Raw genomic sequence first — 20,194 nt, 5'->3', positions numbered from 1 at the left:
ATATGAAAATGAATATGATTCCGCAATACGAAACTCTAATGAAGGAACAGAAAGAATTCCTTCAGAAGAAAAACAGGCCCGTAACTCCTAATAACGGAATCTACGAGCGGTACGAAAATCCTGTAGTAACTGCTGCACATGCGCCGCTGCACTGGCGCTACGATTTTCATGCAGAAACGAATCCGCTGGGACTGGAAAGAATTGGAGTAAATGCCACTTTTAATCCGGGAGCCATAAAATGGAAAGGGAAGTATGTACTGGCAGTTAGGGTAGAAGGCAGTGACCGTAAGTCTTACTTTGCCATGGCAGAAAGTCCAAACGGAGTAGATAACTTTAGATTCTGGGACAAGCCCGTGGTCATGCCGCAACTGGAAGAGCCCGATACAAATGTTTATGATATGCGCCTTACGGCTCATGAAGATGGCTGGATCTACGGCGTTTTTTGTACCGAAAGAAAAGACAAAAGCAATCCCGATACCACTGCAGCTGTGGCAAATGCCGGTATTGCCCGTACAAAAGATCTTGTGAAGTGGGAACGCCTGCCAGATTTGATTTCAACCTCGGGACAGCAGCGTAATGTGGTGTTACATCCGGAATTTGTGGATGGGAAATATGCGCTGTACACACGTCCTCAAGACGGATTTATAGAAGTGGGTAAAGGCGGCGGAATTGGACTTGGCTATGTAAAAAGCATGGAAAATCCTGTTCTGGAAGATGAGAAGATCATCAACCACAAGGCTTACCACACTATTTATGAATTGAAAAACGGACTTGGTCCTGCACCTATAAAGACCGAAGAAGGATGGTTGCACCTGGCTCACGGGGTGCGAAATACTGCAGGAGGACTGCGTTATACGCTATACCTTTTCATGACAGATCTTAGTGATATTTCAAAAGTGATCTATCAGCCAGCAGGATATTTTATGGCGCCTAATTATCAGGAAACCGTTGGGGATGTTCCTAATGTGCTTTTTGGAAACGGATGGATCACAGATGATGACGGGACTGTATATATTTATTATGCTTCTTCAGATACCCGCTGTCACGTGGCGGTTTCTTCTGTGAGGAGGTTGGTTGATTATGTGAAGAACACCCCGCAGGACGGATTCATTTCTGCAGCATCTGTTCAAAATATCATCAATTTAGTAGACAGGAATAAAGAACTGGAATAATGAGCAATCCCATTGAACAATTGAAGACCGAATTATCTTCAGAATTGAATAATATTCTGGAGTACTGGAAGGAATATAGCCTTGATGAGGAAAACGGTGGATTCGTAGGGCAACGGGATTATTTGAACAAACAAATTTCCGGAGCATCTAAAGGAATTATTCTTAATACCCGAATCCTCTGGAGCTTTAGCGCTGCAGGAAATTTTCAGCAGAACAGTGAACTGAAATATTATGCAGACAGGGCTTATGAGTATCTCAAAAATCATTTTCAGGATACTTCTTTTGGAGGGGTGTACTGGGAACTGGATGCAGAAGGGAATCCTGTAAATAAACGCAAACAAATTTATGCTCAGGCTTTTGCTATTTATGCATTGTCTGAATATTACATTTATACTAAAAAGGAAAGCGCCAGAGAATGGGCACTTTCTTTATTTCGGCTTTTAGAGGAGCATGCGAGGGACCGGGAGTATAGTGGTTATTTTGAAGCCTTTCAGGAAGACTTGTCACCCATTGAAGATATGCGGCTAAGTGAAAAGGATAAAAACTCGGCCAAAACTATGAACACCCATCTCCATGTGCTGGAATCTTATACAACTTTACTGAAAATATCGGGGGATAAACAGGTTGAGGAGGCTTTGGAAAGTTTGACGCTTCTCTTCCTGAATAAGTTCTATGATGACAAAAATCAGCATTTTCAGTTATTTTTCGATGTACATTGGAACCGTGAAGGGAACATCATCTCTTACGGACATGATATTGAAGCAGTTTGGCTTCTTTTTGAAGCAGCGAAAGAATTGAAAAATGTTGCTCTGATAAACAGAACCCGGGATCTGACTGTGGCTGTGGCCGAAACCTTTTTAAAGGAAGCCTATGTTCCGCAGGCCGGGGTGATCAATGAGAAAGAGCTGGATTCAGGCCAAACAGATACGGACAGGCACTGGTGGCCGCAGGCAGAAGCAATTGTGGGGCTGGATTATGCATGGAGGTTTTCGGGAGAAGGAAAATTTAGGGATGCGTTGCTGGATATTTGGAAATATACCAGGAAGCACATTATAGACGCAGAGAACGGGGAATGGCATTTTAGGGTAGACGAGAATAATAATCCATATCAACAAGAAGATAAACTGGGAATGTGGAAATGTCCCTATCATAATTCAAGAGCCTGCATTCAAATAATACAACAAAACTCATGAAAAAGATACCTCTTTTACTATTTATAGCAAGCACCATGCTTCTTGGCTGCAGTAAAGATGATGATGCTGCAGAACCTGAAATTCCTGTGGATCCTGTGGAAGAACCGGATGATAAAGATGATGAGGACGACGAGGAACAGACTTTTGTTCTACAACCTGAAGATGCCAGGACCTATATGGTGGATGCAGCTGCAACCGAAGAAACTGTCGCATTATTTTACCACTTGAAGACTATTTCCCAATCTAAATTTGTGGTAGGACATCAGGATGCTTTCAGTTCATTTTATAACGATAACAGCGGAGAATCTGACGTGAAGAAAACCACCGGAAGTGATCCTGGTTTGTTGGGGCAGGATTTTATGTTCATAACAGATGATTCAAACAATGGGCAGGCAAATAACTGGTTCTATCAGCAGGAACAAAATATCATTGCAGATGCGGTAGAAGCCTACAACAAAGGAATGATTAATCATTTTACCTGGCACATACGCGAACCTTATGAAGGAGATCATTTTTACACCAGCGAGATGACCGAATTTCAAAAAAATAATGCTTTTAAAAGTATATTACCCGGAGGCGCAAACCACGAGTATTATAAGAAAAAGCTGGAAAAAGTTGCTGAGGTTGCAAAGAGTATCAAAGGAGATGACGGTACTTTATCTCCCATAATTTTCCGCCCTTTCCACGAGTTTGACGGAGACTGGTTTTGGTGGGGAGCAGCTTATAACACTGCGGAAGAGTATAAAACCGCCTGGAGGTTCACCGTAGAGTATTTGAGGGACGAACTGGGTGTTCACAATATTCTTTATGCCTATTCTCCAGATAATTCTTACTCCTCCAGCAGCCTTTATTTACAGAGGTATCCGGGTGATGAATATGTAGATATTTTGGGGATGGACAACTATGGAGATATTACTCCACAGGACGGATCCAGGATTGAAATCGCAAATGAAAAACTAAAAATGGTATCAGATCTTGCTATAGAAAAAGTGAAGATCGCCGCTTTAGCTGAAACCGGATTCTTTGTGGATTCTGAAAATGCCTTACCCCCAAATTTCTTTTCTGAAAAATTATACAAAGCGCTTACGGGAGATGATGTAGAAATAGGCTTTATGATGTTCTGGCAGAATTCGGCAGCTTCATACACTATTCCCGTGCCGGGAACTGAAGGAGAAGATGACTTTTTAAAATTCCTTGAAAAGGAGGAACCGATGCTGCTTGAAGATATGCATGACTTTTATAGTCTGCCGAATTAAGAAATCGATAAAAAATTTCAAAGATGAAGAAAATTTATCTGCTGGCATTCTCAATTTCACTTCTGCTTTCATCCTGTAATAGCACCAAAGAAGTTGCTTCACAGGATCTGCCTGTAACGGTAAAAGGCGGACATTTTTTTAAAGGGAGTGAACCATACTATTTTGTAGGGGCCAATTACTGGTATGGACCATTGATAGGAGCCAGGAATATAGGCGACCGGGAAAGGCTTATAAAAGAGCTGGATCTAATGGACAGTATCGGGATCGATAATTTACGAATCCTGGTAGGAGCCGAAGGTGGAACTCAGGATTTCCAGGTGAAACCTGCGCTTCAGCCAGAACAGGGTGTATACAACGAAGACCTGCTCGACGGACTCGATTTTTTGTTAGCTGAAATGGATAAAAGAAATATGTATGCTGTGCTGTACCTTAACAATAACTGGATTTGGTCTGGCGGGATGTCTGCGTATCTGGAGTGGAACGGGTACGGTGAAGTTGCCAATCCATTTTTGGAAAAATATACCTGGGAAGAATATTTTGAGTATACTCAACAGTTTCATACCTGTACCCCGTGTCGTGAGGCCTTTAAGGACCACGTAAGGTTTATTATTGGCAGGACCAATGCGTATACAGGGAAAAAATACACCGAGGATAACACCATCATGTCCTGGCAGGTGGCCAATGAGCCACGTATTTTCACAGAAGAAGACCGGGAGCCGTTCAAAGACTGGCTTGATGAGGTGGTAGATTTGCTGGAGGAACTGGATCCCAACACCCTTATCTCTACCGGAGCAGAAGGAAAAGCCAGCTATTTGCAGGAAATTGAAACCTTCAAGATGTTGCATTCAAATCCCGATATTGATTATTTGACCATGCACATGTGGCCAAAAAACTGGCAATGGTATGATATCGAGGACGAGAAAGGTTCTTTGCAGATCTCTATTCAAAATGCACAGGAATATACTAATGAACATCTTGAGGTGGCAAGGGAGCTGAATAAGCCTATTGTTATTTCTGAATTTGGATTTCCAAGGGAGAAAGAAAGTCTGGCGCTGGATGCTTCTGTAGAAAACAGGAATGTTTTTTATGAAACTCTCTTCAGAAGACTGAAGGAGAGTTATGAAGAGGACGGCCATATTGCCGGAGTGAATTTCTGGGGCTTTGGAGGCTACGCCAATACCGAAAACCAGGTGAATGGGAAGTGGGAAGAAGGAGATGATTTTTCAGGAGATCCACCGCAGGAGCCTCAGGGTTTAAATACTGTTTTTGCCAGGGATGCTTCCACACTTCAGTTAATTAAAGGGTACAACGATGCATTAAATAATAAGTAATATGAAAAAATCAGTTATAATATCTGTTTTTGTAGGCTCGGTAGCGGCAATAGCTTCCTGCAGTGCCCAGCAAACAGGAAATACTTCTGTTATGCAATCTGAAAAGGAGATTATTACCAAAAAAGTGGATTCTTTGCTGAATATCATGACCCTGGAAGAAAAAGTGGGACAGATGAATCAGTACAACGGATTCTGGGAAGTGACCGGGCCTGCCCCCGAAGGTGGCAGTGCCGAGGAAAAATATGAACACCTGCGCAGCGGACTCGTAGGTTCCATGCTAACGGTAAGAGGAGTAGAGCAGGTAAGGGCCGTGCAAAAGATCGTGGTGGAAGAAACCCGGTTGGGAATCCCGTTGATCATTGGATTTGACGTGATCCATGGGTATAAAACCTTAAGTCCCATTCCGTTGGCAGAGTCGGCAAGCTGGGATATGGAAGCCATACAAAAATCGGCTGAAGTAGCGGCTAAAGAGGCTGCAGCTTCAGGTATTAACTGGACATTTGCACCCATGGTTGATATTTCCCGTGATGCCCGCTGGGGCCGCGTGATGGAAGGTGGGGGAGAAGATCCTTATCTGGGAAGTAAAATTGCTGTAGCGAGAGTAAAAGGATTTCAGGGGGAAGATCTTTCAGATCCTTTGACCATTGCAGCCACTGCCAAGCATTTTGCAGGCTATGGTTTTGCTGAAGCAGGAAGGGAATACAACAAAGCAGATATTGGATCAGTAACGCTTCACAACATGGTTTTACCTCCTTTTAAAGCTGCAAAAGAAGCCGGGGTGAGAACTTTTATGAACGGCTTCAACGAGATCAACGGAGTCCCGGTTACCGGAAGTGAATATCTTTTAAGGGACATTCTAAAAGAAGAGTGGGGATTTGAGGGCTTTGTAATTTCAGATTATGCCTCTATTGAAGAAATGGCGACCCACGGATATGTGAAGAATGAAAGAATGGCCGCCAAAAAAGCTGCGGAAGCGGGAGTTGATATGGATATGGAGTCGTATGCGTATGTAAACGAACTGGCGGACCTGGTAAGGGATGGAGAAGTGGACGAAGCCGTGATTGACGATGCGGTAGGAAGGATTTTACGGGTGAAATTTGAACTCGGTTTATTTGATGATCCTTACAAGTATCTTGATGAACAAAGAGAGAAAGAAATAGTTGGAAGTTCAGAAATACGTGAAGCAGTGCTGGATATGGCCAAAAAATCCATTGTATTGCTTAAAAATGAAAGAAATCTGCTTCCGCTGAAGAAATCGGGGCAAAAGATCGCTTTGATAGGAGCTCTTGCAAATGATAAGAACAGCCCGCTGGGAAGTTGGAGAATAGCTTCAGAAGATCATACTGCAGTTTCTGTTTTGGAAGGAATGCAGCAATATGAAGGCAATGAGCTTGTTTTTGAAAAAGGAGCCGATCTTGTGACGGGTCAGGTAACTTTCATCAACGAATTAACCTTCAATGAAACCGATAAAAGCGGATTTGATGCTGCAATCAGCGCAGCCGAAGATGCAGATGTGGTGGTAATGGTGCTGGGAGAACATGGATTCCAGAGCGGTGAGGGAAGAAGCAGGACAAATCTTGATCTTCCGGGAGTTCAGCAGGAATTGTTGGAAAAGGTTTTTGAAGTGAACAAAAATGTGGTACTGGTACTAAATAACGGAAGACCTTTAGCAATTGGCTGGGCTGCCGAAAATATTCCTGCGATCGTTGAAGCATGGCATCTTGGTACGGAAACCGGAAATGCAGTTGCACAGGTGCTTTACGGAGATTATAATCCAAGCGGAAAGCTGCCCATGACCTTTCCAAGAAATATTGGGCAAACCCCTATTTATTATAACCACGGCAATACCGGAAGACCGGTAGACCCTCAGCCGGGAGACAACATGGTGTTCTGGTCGCATTACATGGATGTGGAGAATACGCCGCTGTATCCATTTGGCTTCGGATTAAGTTACACGACTTTTGAGTACGATAACTTACAGCTAAACAAGAATTCTTATAAAAGGAATGAGCCGGTGGAGGTTTCAGTGCAGGTTACCAATACCGGAGAATACGACGGGAAAGAAGTAGTGCAATTGTACATCAGGGATCTTTACGGAAGTATCATTAGACCTGTGAAGGAGCTCAAGGGATTTGAGCTAACAGAGCTTCAGAAGGGAGAAACAAAGACAGTAAATTTTGTTCTTTCAGAAAAAGAGCTAGGCTTCTATAATGCACAGGGGGAATATGTAATAGAACCCGGAGAATTTGAAGTTTTTGTTGGCGGAAATTCTATGGAAACCCTGAAGGCTTCTTTTGTTCTTGAAGAGGAGTAATCAAAAAAATAATTGAGTATTTTTGATCCTGCAAAACAAAAAAGAAACGAGATGTTAGATTACCCGATAAAATTCAAACCCATCATTAAAGAAAAGATATGGGGCGGAAAGAAATTAAGGGAAGTTTTAAATAAAGATTCAGAAGGAGAGAACCTCGGAGAAAGCTGGGAGATTTCCGGGGTGCCCGAGGCGGTTTCAGTAGTAGAAAACGGGCCTTTGCAGGGATTTTCTCTAAACCGTGTTATCGTTGATTACAAAGACGAATTTCTAGGAGAAAAGATCTACAAAGAATTTGGGGCAGATTTTCCGTTGCTTATAAAATTTATCGATGCCAAAACTGAACTTTCGGTTCAGTTACATCCTAATGACGAATTAGCCCGGCAGCGTCACAATTCCTTCGGAAAAACCGAAATGTGGTACATCATGCAGGCGGATGAAGGTGCAGAAATTAATATCGGATTCAAAGAAACCATCAGTAAAGCAGATTATATTAAGCAGCTGGAGGAAGGAAAGATCACCGACGTACTTAATTTTGAAAAAGTAAAAAAAGGGGATTCTTTTTTCATTAACACCGGAAAAGTTCACGCCATTGGAGCGGGTGTTCTTTTAGCTGAAATACAGCAAACCTCAGATATAACCTATCGTATTTATGACTGGGACAGAAAAGATGCCGAAGGTAACTCCAGGGAATTGCACACTGCATTGGCCATTGATGCGATTGACTTCGAGAAAAAAGATGATTATAGACTGGATTATGATTCTGTGGAAAACCAATCCTCGAATATTGCGAAATGTAGATATTTCACCACGAATTTTCTTCCGGTAAAGGGGAAGGTGAAGAAAGATTACAGTAAAACTGATTCTTTCGTGATCTATATGTGCGTTAGCGGAACGGCACAAGTGGAGGTAAACGGTAACTCTGAGCCTATTGCACAGGGACAAACCATTCTTATCCCGGCGATCAATAAATCGGTGAATATTACTTCTAAGAATGCTGAATTGCTGGAGGTTTTTATAAACTAAACCTGAAGGTACATATATATAACTCCTGTGGCGAAAGCCACAGGATTTTTTTTTTGGTGTGAGCATCCTGCTCGTCCCAACTCTTGTATATCTTCAGATTAAGGTTTGAGCGTCCCGCTCGAATCCTAGTCCTAATCCCAATTCTGAAATTGAAATTTGAAATTTTATTTAATATTCTGTTGTAAAACTGGAAGCCGGCAATCCCGCAGCGTTAAATAAATTGGAAGTGCTCATATTTCCCCAGGAAAACCGAACGTACTTCGGATTCTTAACCTGCTTAGCTCTTAACTGTACAACCTCGTTTTTAAGCTTTGCTTTAGCAGGATGAAATTCTTTGTCTTCCCCTGCAATCTCAAACTGAGAATCAGCATTATTTTTATCTATCCTCAAGCCTTCAGCATTTTTGAAGTAAACTTTAAGGGTTCGGTTGTCGGTTTCGATGTGGTCGAAGAGCGGGGCATAGGCACCGGTAATTTCCATTTCGTATACTTCCTTCAGGGCAAGATTGGCAAACCTAAGGCCTACATCCAGCTTGTTCCTAGGATGGATATCATGGATATTTCCAATATCACTGGTCATCACCATTCCGGTTTTAGGGAGTTTTAATACCCGTCTTTGGGCATCTCTTACCTTGACACCCGAAAAGTTATCTCCGTAGTCGAAAGGTGCGATCTGCGCATAATAAAATGGCAGTTCTTCCTGCCATTTGCTGCGCCAGCTTTCTATCAAGGTAGAAAAGGTTTCTTCGTAATAGTCGGCGTTATTTGAATTCGATTCTCCCTGATACCATAGAAAGCCTGCGACTTTAAAAGGAATTGCGGGGTGGATCATGGCGTTGTAAAGGCTTCCGGGAACATTTGGCCACCATTCAGATTCCGGGATCATCTTGCTGGCTTTGGATAATCTTTCATTATTTTCCACTGATTCTTCGGGCATCCATACTTCCGCGGGAGTACCACCCCAACTGGAATTAATGATCCCTACAGGTACATCCAGTTCTTCATGTAATTTCTTCCCGAAAAAGTACCCAATAGCACTAAAATACTTCATGGTTTCGGGGGTGCTGGCCACCCAGGTACCACCTAAATCCTGCTGCGGACTTTCGGCTGTTCGGTGTTCTACCGCAAAAAACCTGATATTGGTGTTTTCTGCACCGGCAATGGCTTCTTCAGCATTGGTGATACCTGCGTCTGCACTCCATTCCATATTGGATTGTCCCGAAACCAGCCAAACCTCTCCTAGCAGCACATTTTTCAGTATTATTTCATTGTATCCGGTGATATTGATCTCCTGCGCGCCGCGAATATCGGGCGTGGACAGAGTGATCTCCCAGTGCGCCATATTATCGGCAGTCGTTGTTAATTCTTCATCACTCCAGGAAGTCCGGATTTTCACCTCTTCCCCGGCTTTCGCCCATCCCCAGATTTTGACTTCAGCATTTCGCTGTAGCACCATATTATCTGAAAAAATGGAAGGCACTCCAACATTTGGAAAAGCCTGGGAACTGATCATAAGAAGCATCAGAAATGATACAATTTTTTTCATTTTATTCCTGTTTTAAGATGGATTCAATATTTTCGATTTCTTCCGGAGAGAAGGTGAGGTTTTTGAGACCTGTAATATTGTCTTCTAATTGTGAAACTTTGCTCACGCCTACGAGAACAGAAGAGATCCTGTGGTCTTTCAGCAGCCAGGTGATGGCCATTTGTGCCAGACTTTGTCCTCTTGATTCCGCAAGAACATTAAGTTTTTTCAACTTTTCCACCAGGGCAGGAGTAATTTTGTCTTTGTCAAGATAACCTCCTTCAATGGCAGCCCGGGAATCTGCAGGAATACCATCTAAATATTTGGAGGTAAGAATTCCCTGTTCCAGTGGGGAAAAAACGATGCTTCCAATTCCTTCTCTTCCCAGGGTGTCCAAAAGCCCGTTTTCGACCCACCGGTCTAACATATTGTAACGTGGCTGGTGGATAAGGAATGGCGTTCCCTGTTTTTTAAGAAGTTCAGCAGCACGGTCGGTTTCATCGGCGGAGTATTGGGATACTCCTACATACAGTGCTTTTCCCTGCCGTACAATTTGATCTAGCGCACCCATGGTCTCTTCCAGCGGAGTGTCGGGATCGGGTCGGTGGTGGTAGAAAATGTCTACATAATCGAGTCCCATGCGCTGCAGGGATTGATCCAGGCTAGCAATAAGATACTTCCGGGATCCGAAATTTCCATAAGGACCCGGCCACATATCCCAGCCGGCTTTGGTGGAAATGAGCAACTCATCCCGGTACTGTTTGAAATCTTCCTTAAATATCTTTCCGAAATTCTTTTCGGCAGTACCATAAGGAGGTCCGTAGTTGTTGGCAAGGTCAAAATGGGTTATTCCGTTATCAAAAGCAGTTCTTAAAATGCTACGGGCATTTTCAAAATCGTCCCTGTCGCCGAAATTATGCCATAGTCCGAGGGAAATTAACGGAAGCATAATTCCGCTTTTTCCGCAACGACGGTACTGCATCTGGCTGTAACGTTCTTCTGAAGCTGTATAGGTATTCATACTACTATTATTTTTTTAAAATTTCCCTGAAATATGGAATAAGCGCATTGGCCATTTGTTCATGGTCTTCAAGATTAGGATGTGATGTACATCCTCCCGGTTCCATTTTATCGAATTCAAAAATTGAAATTTCTCTTTTTTCAAAATGATCTTTTACCTGATTGAGACTGGCAATCAAAAGCTCATTCTCTTTTCTGCCGATCATAGGACTTGACAGTAAAACGATCTTTGTATCTGGATAGTAAGCGTAAATGCTTTCTACGAAGGATATATAGTTTGAAGTAAATTTTTCGGGATCAAAATCAGTGCGGTCTTTTTCCCCGTCACCAAGTGAAAGGTCGTTCGTGCCCAAAGCAATGCTCACCACATCGGGTGCTTTATCTGTAAAGTCGGCTTTTTTGCTGTCATCGGCATTCAGGTACAGGTTAGAATAAACATTGGGCATTACAGGTTGATTTTCGTCATTCCAGTTACGGTACATGCCCATTCCCGATACGCAACTCAGTTCAAATTCGGCATTTAAAGCCCTGGCTACACGTGGCCCGTAGGCAAGATAAGCATTGTGCTGGTCGTACCATTCCCCCTCTTCACAGCCAATTTCCCTGGTATCGGCTCCCATCCCGCAGGTGATTGAGTTGCCGATAAATTCAATTTTAGGGGTATCTTCTGAAGGAACAGTTTCAATTTTTTCTGCTGAAATTCCCTGGAAAACAACGGCTGCGTTGGAAGCTTCGGTATCTTTAAAAATGGTTAGAGTTGCTCCGTTCCCGGTATCGGGTAAGGCAAAGGTTAAGGAGTCTTCTTTAATCCTGTATCGCCCCAGCAATCCCTGGTTTAATACGATGGAAACATAATGGTGTTGATCATTTGCAGATTTCAGGTAGACGGTAGTGCTGTCACCGAATACTTTTGCTTTGACCGAGGAAGCCGAACTGATCAGGGCAACGCCATCTTCGATTTGTTCATATCTTCCGGAGTACTGAAAAATTTCATTTTCAGCTAAAATTTTTTTAACTTGTTTTTTTTCTTCAGAAGAATTGCAGCTTATGCAGATTACTGCAACAAAATAGAATAAAAATTTACGCATGGTAGAGGGTTTACCTGCTAAAGTAAGGCTTTCACCGGAGTTTTTATTTGCAGATTTCTTCAAATCATGATACTATTTTAAAAGAAAAGACTGCCTGAAAAGCATTTTTCACCTCTACCTGATACATCTTCTGAAAGTCTCAGATTTAAAAATACCGGAATTATAATTTTTAAAAGGTCGTTTTTTGCTCCTTAGACAGTCTTATCTATAGCTGCTAATAGGTGGTTCTATCTTTCGTAGATATTATCGTAAAGTTTTTGATACAGTTTAATAATGTTTCTTCTTTTCAATTTCATGGTAGGAGTAAGGTGTTCTCCTTCAATACTCCAAACATCGGGAGTAAGTTCAAAGCGTTTTACTTTTTCCCAGCTTCCGAATTTCTGATTATAGAAATCTATTTCCTCCTGAATCCTTTCCTTTACCTGCTCATTTTCAACAAGGTCTTTGTTAGAAGGCCCTATTTCAATGTTCTTGCGGTGAGCCCATTCTCTCAGGAATTCAAAGTTGGGCTGGATTAAGGCTGCAGGCATTTTTTCGCCTTCTCCAATGACCATTAGCTCATCGATAAAACGGGATTGTTTCATTTGATTTTCGATAATCTGTGGAGCCACATATTTGCCTCCAGAGGTTTTGAACATTTCCTTTTTACGGTCGGTGATCTTCAGGAAACCTTCGGCATCCAGTTCTCCAATGTCCCCCGTATGAAAATATCCGTCTTCATTGATGGCTTCAGCGGTTTTCTCCTTGTCCTTATAGTAGCCCTTCATAAGGTTAGGTCCTTTGGTAAGGATTTCGCCGTCTTCCGCTATCTTGACTTCCACATTTTTTAAAACTTTCCCAACGGTACCAATTTTGAAACCTTTGTTTCGCTGGTCATTGACTGCAATTACAGGAGAAGTTTCTGTAAGCCCATAGCCTTCCATTACCGGGATTCCTGCGGCAGCAAAAACCCGGGCTAGTCGTGATTGCAAAGCAGCACTTCCTGAAACTATTAATTCTATCCTTCCGCCCAGACCTTCTTTCCATTTAGAAAACACCAGTTTTCTTGCAAGGGAAAGCTGTGTTTCATACCACCAGCCATTAGCTCCGTATGGCTCATATTCCAGTCCCAACTCTACAGCCCAGAAAAACATTTTTTGTTTAATTCCGCCTACAGTAGAACCTTTGGCTATAATTTTATCATAAACCTTTTCCAACAATCGGGGAACTGCAGTAATTACGTGTGGCTTCACCTCTTTTAAGTTGTCGCTGATTTTGTCGATAGACTCTGCAAAATGTATCTCGACACTGTAGTACTGATATAAATAAAGGATCATCCGTTCGAAAATATGGCAAACCGGAAGGAAACTTAGCGCAACAAATTTTCCGAATTCAAAGGGAACCCGGTCAGAACTCAAAAGTACGTCACTTACAATATTTTTATGCGTAAGCATTACCCCTTTTGGTCTTCCGGTAGTTCCGGAAGTATAGATAAGCGTGGCAAGATCATTTTCATCTACGCCATTCTTGCGGTTTTCTACTTCCTCCTGGTTGGATTCATCTTTACCCAGTTCAAGTATTTCTTTCCAGTTATCACAACCACTTATCTCATCAAAGCAATACACTCCTTTTAGTGCAGTGTTATTTCTAATGGAATTAAGCTTATCCAGTACTTCTTTGTCTGAAACAAAACAGTAAATGGCTTCACTATGATTAAGAACGTACTCGTAATCGTTTTCAGAAATGGTAGGATAAATGGGAACATTCTGTGCTCCTGTTTGCAGGATCCCAATATCCATCACGTTCCATTCGGTACGATTACTGGAAGAAATAATAGCAATTTTATCGTTAGGCTTTATACCCAGGCGCAATAATCCGCGGCTTACAGCATTCGCTTTGTCCAGGTATTCACGGGTGGAAAGTGCCTCCCACTTTCCATTGACTTTAGTAACTAAAGATTTTTCTAGTGGGGCGTTTTCCAACTGGTAGTAGGGAAAATCGAAAAGTCGTTTTATCTCGGTCATTTAGAGGGTTTAAATTTGATATGCCTTGCAAAATAGCAAAAAAGCGAAGTATTTCAAATAAATCTGAAAATTAATAAGCTTGATTTTTATCAATACAGAAATAACTTTAGAACAAAATTAGGAATCTCACTTTTATACTTTCGAAGTTAAAGAAATTATGTGTCGTCCTGTTATTTATTTTTCATCTATATAATTCTCCTGGTTTCAGTTAGATATGAATTTTTCCAAGGGCTTTTTATTATCCTTGCTTCTATAACGTTGTAGTTAAAATCATCTGCAGGACCAACTTTTAAATAAAATGACTTCTGAAGAAGAAATCCCGGTGCGGTTTAAGTGATGAAAGGTCTGCTTTAGATCAAGCCACCGGAAGTTTTTGATGTGTTGCTTCATAAAATGTGAGGCTGTCTAAAAAGATAAGAAAATTTTCAGTCTGAATTGGTAGAACCTGAAACAAGTTGACTAAAAAAATCTAGACAGCCTCTTGTTATCTTCCTACACCTTAATCATTCAACCACCTCTTTTAGGATCTTTATGCCTTCCAAAACAGTTTTTGAATCAATGTTCAGTGCTGGAAGAAAGGAAAGGCTAGAGCCTTCTGTATTCATGAGCAGGCCATGTTCCACTGCTTTTTTCTTAATTTCTGAAGCGTAATCCTCATCGCCCACATCTACGGCAATAGCAAGCCCCTTGATCCTTATTTCCGGTTCTTCCCGGAACCTGAGCTTAGGAAGTTCATCCTTGAAGAGCTGACTGATGCTTTCCATATTGTCCAGCAATTCCTCAGTATTGTTTAGCATATAATTAATGGTAGCAATGGCCGCATCTGTACCCACAGGATGCCATCCATAGGAGGAGTATAATCCCACTTTTCCTTCCACAGCTTTCGCTACCTTATCTGTTGTCATGACGGCGCCCATACCTGCGTAACCGGAGGAGATGGCTTTCGCCAGGCACATGATATCTGGTTTGATGTTATAATGTTCAGAAGCGAAGAATTTTCCGGTCCTGAAGAATCCGGTGATGGCTTCATCCATGATGAGCAAAGTTCCGTGTTCCTTGCAAAGCCGATCCAGTTTTTCCATATAATCTTTTTCAGGAATAACCACGCCCAGGTTGACAATCACCGGCTCCATTATGAAGGCTGCGTATTCATTGCCCTTTAATTTTTCTTCAATTTCCTGAAGAGCATTCTTCTCTAAGGGTGGTTTTATCTTTTCACAACCAGATAACAGGTTGTGGAATTTTTTTCCGTTAGAAGAACTTGCGACACTTAAGGCTCCAAAGGTATTTCCGTGGTAACTGCCTTCTATGGAAAGGATCTTTTTACGGCCGGTGTACATCATGGCCATTTGCAGGGCAGCATCCACTGCTTCAGATCCTCCGGTAGCGCGGAAACTGGTCGTTAAATGTTCCGGAGTGATCGCTGCCAGTTGCTCGGCAAGTTCGGCCCAGGGTTTATAGTAGAAGTGAGGGTACACGTAAGAAGGCCTTTCAGAATTCCGGATAGCCATTTCTACCTCTTCCAGTCCCCAGCCCAGGTTTCCTACTCCCGCACCTCCCAGGAAATCTATATACTTTTTTCCGGATGGATCGAAAATCAAACTTCCTTTAGCTTTTTCCACCTCTAGATTTAAAGCTGGACCTCCCCGTCCAAAATATTTGTCATCTTTTTCTTTTACTGTCATAGCTATTTTATTTAATCATTTCTATTTAAGGTAAGGAAAAATGGGTTTGTAGAATGTTATAAAAAGGTGAAAGAGGGAATAAGATCTTCCTAATAATCAAAAAGTATCGGGTTCTTTGGAGTTTTAAAAAATTTTAACGTACCTGGTTAAAGTGTTGTAATTAATTGTAATTCAGGGTTATAAATATTTAATTTGACGAAAAACAAAATATGACAGCTATGAGACGAATTTACCTTTTACTATTTGCCAGTGTTCTAATAATGGGAGTAGCTTGCGGGCCGCGCGTCCAGACCGAGAGGCCAACAAGTGTGGATCTTAATAATTATGAAACTTTTGCGTTTTTACCTAATTCAAATGCCGAAGTACAGGGGGAAACGAATATGGAAGATGTGGATGCTGTGGTTATTGAAACTGTGAATCAAAACATGCGGGAAGCTGGATATACAATCGACAGGGATAACCCCGATTTGCTGGTACTAATAAGCACCAGAACAGAGATTGAAAGAGAAAGAGCTGCCAGTCCTGTATATGCAGCCTATCCTTATAGCACCGGAATTACTACGGTAGGGCCTCAATATGGATCTTATTATTACCGTGGATTCAATACTTTCGGAGGCGGAGTGATTGGATATGATACCGATACTTATGCCTACGAAGAAGGTACCGTGGTGATCGATCTTGTAGACAGGGAAACTAAAGAAAGTGTATGGAAAGGCATGACTTCAGATGCTTTATATGACCAGCCGAACACGCAGGCAATGCGGGAACTGGTAAATGAAATTTTTGCAGAATATCCTCTTAACTGATGGAGACTATTTTTAAAATGGATATAACAAGAAGGGCGAACCATTTGGTTCGCCCTTTCCAATATCTTAGGCTTTTTTCTCCAGCCAACCCTTTGCATTGATGAAAGCTTCTATCCATGGAGAAACTTCATCCTGCCGGTCTTTTGGATAATGAGCCCAGTTCCAAGGGAACGTAGATCTTTCCAGGTGTGGCATCATTGCCAGGTGTCTTCCGTTATCACTAACTAAAATAGCTGTGTTGTTGTGAGAACCATTCGGGTTAGAAGGATAAGTGTCATACCCGTATTCCCCAATGATGTTATATCGTTCTTTTTCATACGGAAAACTGAATTTTCCTTCGCCGTGCGCAGCCCAGATTCCAAGTCTGGTGTCTGAAAGTGAATGCAGCATCACCGAATCATTTTCTGATATTTCCACGGAAGTAAAATTACATTCGAATTTTCCGGAATCGTTGTGCAGCATTTTTGGCTTTTCCTCGTGATCGGGGTTTAACAATCCGAGTTCCACGAACAGCTGACAACCATTACAAACTCCGATAGAAAGTGTGTCTTCGCGGGCAAAGAAGTTATCAAGTGCCGCTTTTGCCTTTTCGTTGTATAGGAAAGCCCCGGCCCAGCCTTTTGCACTGCCCAGTACATCTGAATTGGAGAATCCACCCACCGCAGCAATAAACTGAATATCTTCCAGTGTTTCCCGCCCGGTAATCAGGTCGGTCATATGGACATCTTTCACATCAAATCCCGCCATATCCATGGCGTAAGCCATTTCTCGCTCGGAATTTGATCCTTTTTCACGAATGATTGCCGCTTTGATCCTTTTGTCACCTGGAGCGGAGTCAAGAGGCTTCTTTCCATTAAAACCTTCCGGAAATCTGAAATGCAGCGGTTGCTTAGCATAATTTCTATATCGCTCAGTAGCTTTGTCAAGTCCGCTTTGTTTTTGATCCAGTAAAAAGGAAGTTTTTGTCCAGGTATCCCGCAGCTTCGGAATATTAAATTCCAGCTCGTCAGTACCATTTTTGATGCTTAAGGTTTTTCCTTCGGAAGGAGTTCCGATCTTAAAGAATTCTAAATCATTTTCAGAAAGAACTGCTTCTACAGAAGCATCTTTCGCTTGAAAAACAATTCCGCAGTTTTCAGAAAACAGAAGTTTTACAGTGTCTTTTTCATTCAATACAGAAAGATCCAGGTTCGCAGCAAGATCTACATCTGCAAAGCACATTTCCAGCAGGGTAGTAATTAACCCGCCGGAAGAGATATCATGGCCTGCAAGAATCTGATCTTTTTTGATCAGTTCCTGAAGTACATTAAAGGTTTTTCCGAATTTTTCGTTGTCTTTGATCGTTGGGACTTCATTTCCAATTTTATTCAGGATCTGTGCGAAAGAAGATCCTCCGAGCTTATAGGCATCCTGAGATAAATTGATGTAGTAGATCGCATCGCCATTTTTTTGCAGCACAGGCTCCACCACTTTTGTCACGTCTGAACAATGTCCGGCAGCCGAGATAATCACTGTTCCCGGAGAAAGTACATCCTGATCTTTATATTTCTGCTTCATCGAAAGCGAATCCTTTCCTGTCGGAATATTAATTCCCAAAGAAATCGCAAAATCTGAAACTCCCTGCACCGCCTCATACAAACGGGCGTCCTCGCCTTCGTTGTTACACGGCCACATCCAGTTTGCCGAAAGGGAAACAGATTTCAATCCTTTTTCCAACGGAGCCCACACGATGTTGGAAAGGGCTTCTGCAATTGAATTTTTTGAACCTGCCACGGGATCGACCAAAGCCGAAATAGGGGAGTGGCCGATGGAAGTGGCAACGCCTTCTTTTCCATGGTAATCAAGCGCCATTACGCCGCAGTTGTTTAATGGCAACTGTAAAGGTCCGGCTGTTTGCTGTTTTGCGACCTTTCCGGTCACACAGCGGTCAACTTTATTGGTAAGCCAGTCTTTTGAACCCACAGCTTCCAGCTGTAGAACCTGCTCTACATACTCATGCAGGTTCTCACCTGAATAGGTTACTTCTGAATATTTTCTTTGGATGGTTTTATCCTCCATAATTGTTTTTGGAGAACTTCCAAACATATCGCCCAGCGCAAGATCCATTGGTTTTGCACCGGAGGTTTTACTCTCGAAGGTAAACTGCCGGTCATCGGTTACATTCCCAACTGAATATAAGGGAGTCCGTTCACGCTCAGCGATCTTCTTCATGGTGATGAGGTCGTTTTCTCCAATGACCAGTCCCATTCTCTCCTGGGATTCGTTTCCGATGATTTCTTTAGCAGAAAGTGTTGGATCTCCAACAGGAAGTGCATCCAGATCGATGTTTCCTCCGGTGTCTTCCACCAGTTCGCTCAGGCAATTTAAATGTCCACCGGCGCCGTGGTCGTGGATGGAAACGATCGGATTTTCGTCGGCTTCCACCATCGCGCGGATTGTGTTGGCTGCTCTTTTCTGCATTTCGGGGTTGGAACGCTGTACTGCATTAAGTTCAATTCCGCTGCTGAATTCTCCTGTATCTGCTGAAGAAACGGCGGCACCGCCCATCCCGATTCGGTAATTTTCTCCTCCTAAAACAACAATTTTGTCTCCCTTTTTCGGAACATCTTTGATCGCCTGACTCGCTTTTCCGTAGCCAATTCCGCCTGCCTGCATGATCACTTTATCGTACGCCAGCAGACGCTCATTTTCGGAATGTTCAAAGGTCAATACAGATCCTGCAATTAAGGGCTGCCCGAATTTATTTCCAAAATCTGATGCTCCGTTGGAGGCTTTGATAAGAATATCCATTGGGGTTTGGTAAAGCCATGGCCTTGCCGGCATCACCTTTTCCCATTCCCGGTTTGCTTCAAGCCTGGAGTAAGAAGTCATATAAACGGCCGTTCCTGCTAATGGTAAAGAACCTTTTCCACCGGCAAGCCTGTCACGAATTTCTCCACCACTTCCGGTTGCTGCTCCGTTAAAAGGTTCTACAGTAGTAGGGAAATTATGTGTTTCCGCCTTTAAAGAAATAACCGAATCATAATCAGATTTTTTATAAAAATCGGGTTTATCTGCAGTTTTCGGAGCAAATTGCTCTACGCGCGGGCCTTTCAGGAAAGCTACATTATCCTTGTAGGCAGAAACTATTTCATTTGGATTTTCTTCCGAAGTTTTTCTGATGAGTTTGAAGAGGGAAACTGGTTTTTCTTCCCCGTCGATTACAAAAGTTCCGTTGAAAATTTTATGGCGACAGTGCTCAGAGTTCACCTGTGAAAATCCGAATACTTCAGAGTCGGTTAATTTTCGTCCCAGTCGTTTAGCGAGTTTTTCAAGGTATTCCACTTCTTCGGCATTCAAAGCCAGTCCTTCTTTCTGATTGTACGCGGCAATATCTTCTACCTCAATGACCGGTTCGGGTTCAATATCGATGGTAAAAATATCCTGATCCAGGCCGTCAAACTTTTGAGAAAGCATAGGATCAAAATCGGAAAAATGGCGATCTACCTGCAGGAACTCTTCAATACGAACAATACCTTCAATGCCCATATTTTGGGTGATCTCCACTGCATTGGTACTCCATGGAGTAATCATAGCGGCACGGGGGCCAACAAAAAAATCTGCCAGGGCAGATTTGTTTAAGTATTTCGCGTTTCCAAATAACCAGTTTAATTTGGAGATGTTTTCAGCCGAAAGCGCCTTGTGGGTTTGAACGGCATAAAACTTATTAGGATGGTTTCCGAAGAATAGGATCATTCTGGATAATTTTGTGTTGTTTGTAAGGCAACAAAAATACATTT

Annotated in this window: 13 protein-coding genes; 7 read left to right on the top strand and 6 right to left on the bottom strand. The window is 42.4% G+C overall.

Going from position 1 to position 20,194, the window contains the following annotated elements; genetic code table 11:
• The first annotated feature begins 2 nt into the window (after positions 1-2).
• The 6 genes from IE056_RS12225 to IE056_RS12200 are packed head-to-tail and all read left to right on the top strand — an operon-like array spanning position 3 to position 8,289.
• Positions 3-1,172 (top strand): glycoside hydrolase family 130 protein, encoded by a 1,170-nt coding sequence (locus tag IE056_RS12225; protein WP_308427637.1) that lies wholly within the window; start codon positions 3-5, stop codon positions 1,170-1,172.
• Entirely contained in the window at positions 1,172-2,365 is a 1,194-nt protein-coding gene (locus IE056_RS12220) for an AGE family epimerase/isomerase (RefSeq protein WP_189605001.1), read from the top strand. The genes IE056_RS12225 and IE056_RS12220 overlap by 1 nt, the downstream gene beginning before the upstream one ends.
• A complete protein-coding gene (locus tag IE056_RS12215) occupies positions 2,362-3,621 on the top strand; it encodes a glycoside hydrolase family 26 protein (RefSeq protein ID WP_189605000.1) in 1,260 nt (419 codons plus the stop codon). Before IE056_RS12220 ends, IE056_RS12215 begins: the two co-directional genes overlap by 4 nt.
• 23 nt (positions 3,622-3,644) lie before the next feature.
• Positions 3,645-4,952: a glycoside hydrolase 5 family protein gene (locus IE056_RS12210; RefSeq protein WP_189604999.1), complete on the top strand. Its 1,308-nt coding sequence runs from the start codon at positions 3,645-3,647 to the stop codon at positions 4,950-4,952.
• Between the two features lies 1 nt (position 4,953).
• A complete protein-coding gene (bglX, locus tag IE056_RS12205; protein WP_189604998.1) occupies positions 4,954-7,266 on the top strand; it encodes a beta-glucosidase BglX in 2,313 nt (770 codons plus the stop codon).
• Positions 7,267-7,317: 51 nt separating this feature from the next.
• Positions 7,318-8,289 carry a type I phosphomannose isomerase catalytic subunit gene (locus tag IE056_RS12200; RefSeq protein WP_189604997.1) on the top strand — a complete coding sequence of 324 codons (972 nt, stop codon included), beginning with the start codon at positions 7,318-7,320 and terminating at the stop codon, positions 8,287-8,289.
• Positions 8,290-8,457: 168 nt separating this feature from the next.
• Here IE056_RS12200 and IE056_RS12195 read toward each other — a convergent pair whose 3' ends face one another.
• From IE056_RS12195 to IE056_RS12175, 5 genes are all read right to left on the bottom strand, one after another.
• Positions 8,458-9,834 carry a sialate O-acetylesterase gene (locus IE056_RS12195; protein WP_189604996.1) on the bottom strand — a complete coding sequence of 459 codons (1,377 nt, stop codon included), beginning with the start codon at positions 9,832-9,834 and terminating at the stop codon, positions 8,458-8,460.
• A 1-nt stretch (position 9,835) separates the two neighbouring features.
• Positions 9,836-10,834, bottom strand: a complete 999-nt coding sequence (gene mgrA, locus IE056_RS12190; RefSeq protein WP_189604995.1) for an L-glyceraldehyde 3-phosphate reductase — start codon at positions 10,832-10,834, stop codon at positions 9,836-9,838.
• Between the two features lie 7 nt (positions 10,835-10,841).
• A complete protein-coding gene (locus IE056_RS12185) occupies positions 10,842-11,984 on the bottom strand; it encodes an SGNH/GDSL hydrolase family protein (protein WP_189604994.1) in 1,143 nt (380 codons plus the stop codon).
• A gap of 164 nt (positions 11,985-12,148) precedes the next feature.
• Complete coding sequence (locus IE056_RS12180; protein WP_189604993.1) at positions 12,149-13,924, bottom strand: AMP-dependent synthetase/ligase; 1,776 nt, start codon at positions 13,922-13,924, stop codon at positions 12,149-12,151.
• Positions 13,925-14,427: 503 nt separating this feature from the next.
• On the bottom strand, positions 14,428-15,609 hold the full coding sequence (locus tag IE056_RS12175) for a class-III pyridoxal-phosphate-dependent aminotransferase (protein ID WP_189604992.1): 1,182 nt from the start codon (positions 15,607-15,609) through the stop codon (positions 14,428-14,430).
• Positions 15,610-15,827: 218 nt separating this feature from the next.
• Here IE056_RS12175 and IE056_RS12170 point away from each other — a divergent pair, with 218 nt between their 5' ends.
• On the top strand, positions 15,828-16,415 hold the full coding sequence (locus IE056_RS12170) for a DUF4136 domain-containing protein (protein WP_189604991.1): 588 nt from the start codon (positions 15,828-15,830) through the stop codon (positions 16,413-16,415).
• Positions 16,416-16,481: 66 nt separating this feature from the next.
• On the opposite strand, the gene purL is transcribed toward IE056_RS12170, so the two are convergent.
• Positions 16,482-20,150, bottom strand: coding sequence for a phosphoribosylformylglycinamidine synthase (purL, locus tag IE056_RS12165; RefSeq protein ID WP_189604990.1), 3,669 nt, complete (start codon positions 20,148-20,150; stop codon positions 16,482-16,484).
• Positions 20,151-20,194 lie beyond the last annotated feature (44 nt).

The organism is Salinimicrobium marinum (genome assembly GCF_014651535.1).
GTDB classification, from domain to species: domain Bacteria; phylum Bacteroidota; class Bacteroidia; order Flavobacteriales; family Flavobacteriaceae; genus Salinimicrobium; species Salinimicrobium marinum.
This window is presented reverse-complemented; position numbering and strand designations above follow the sequence as displayed.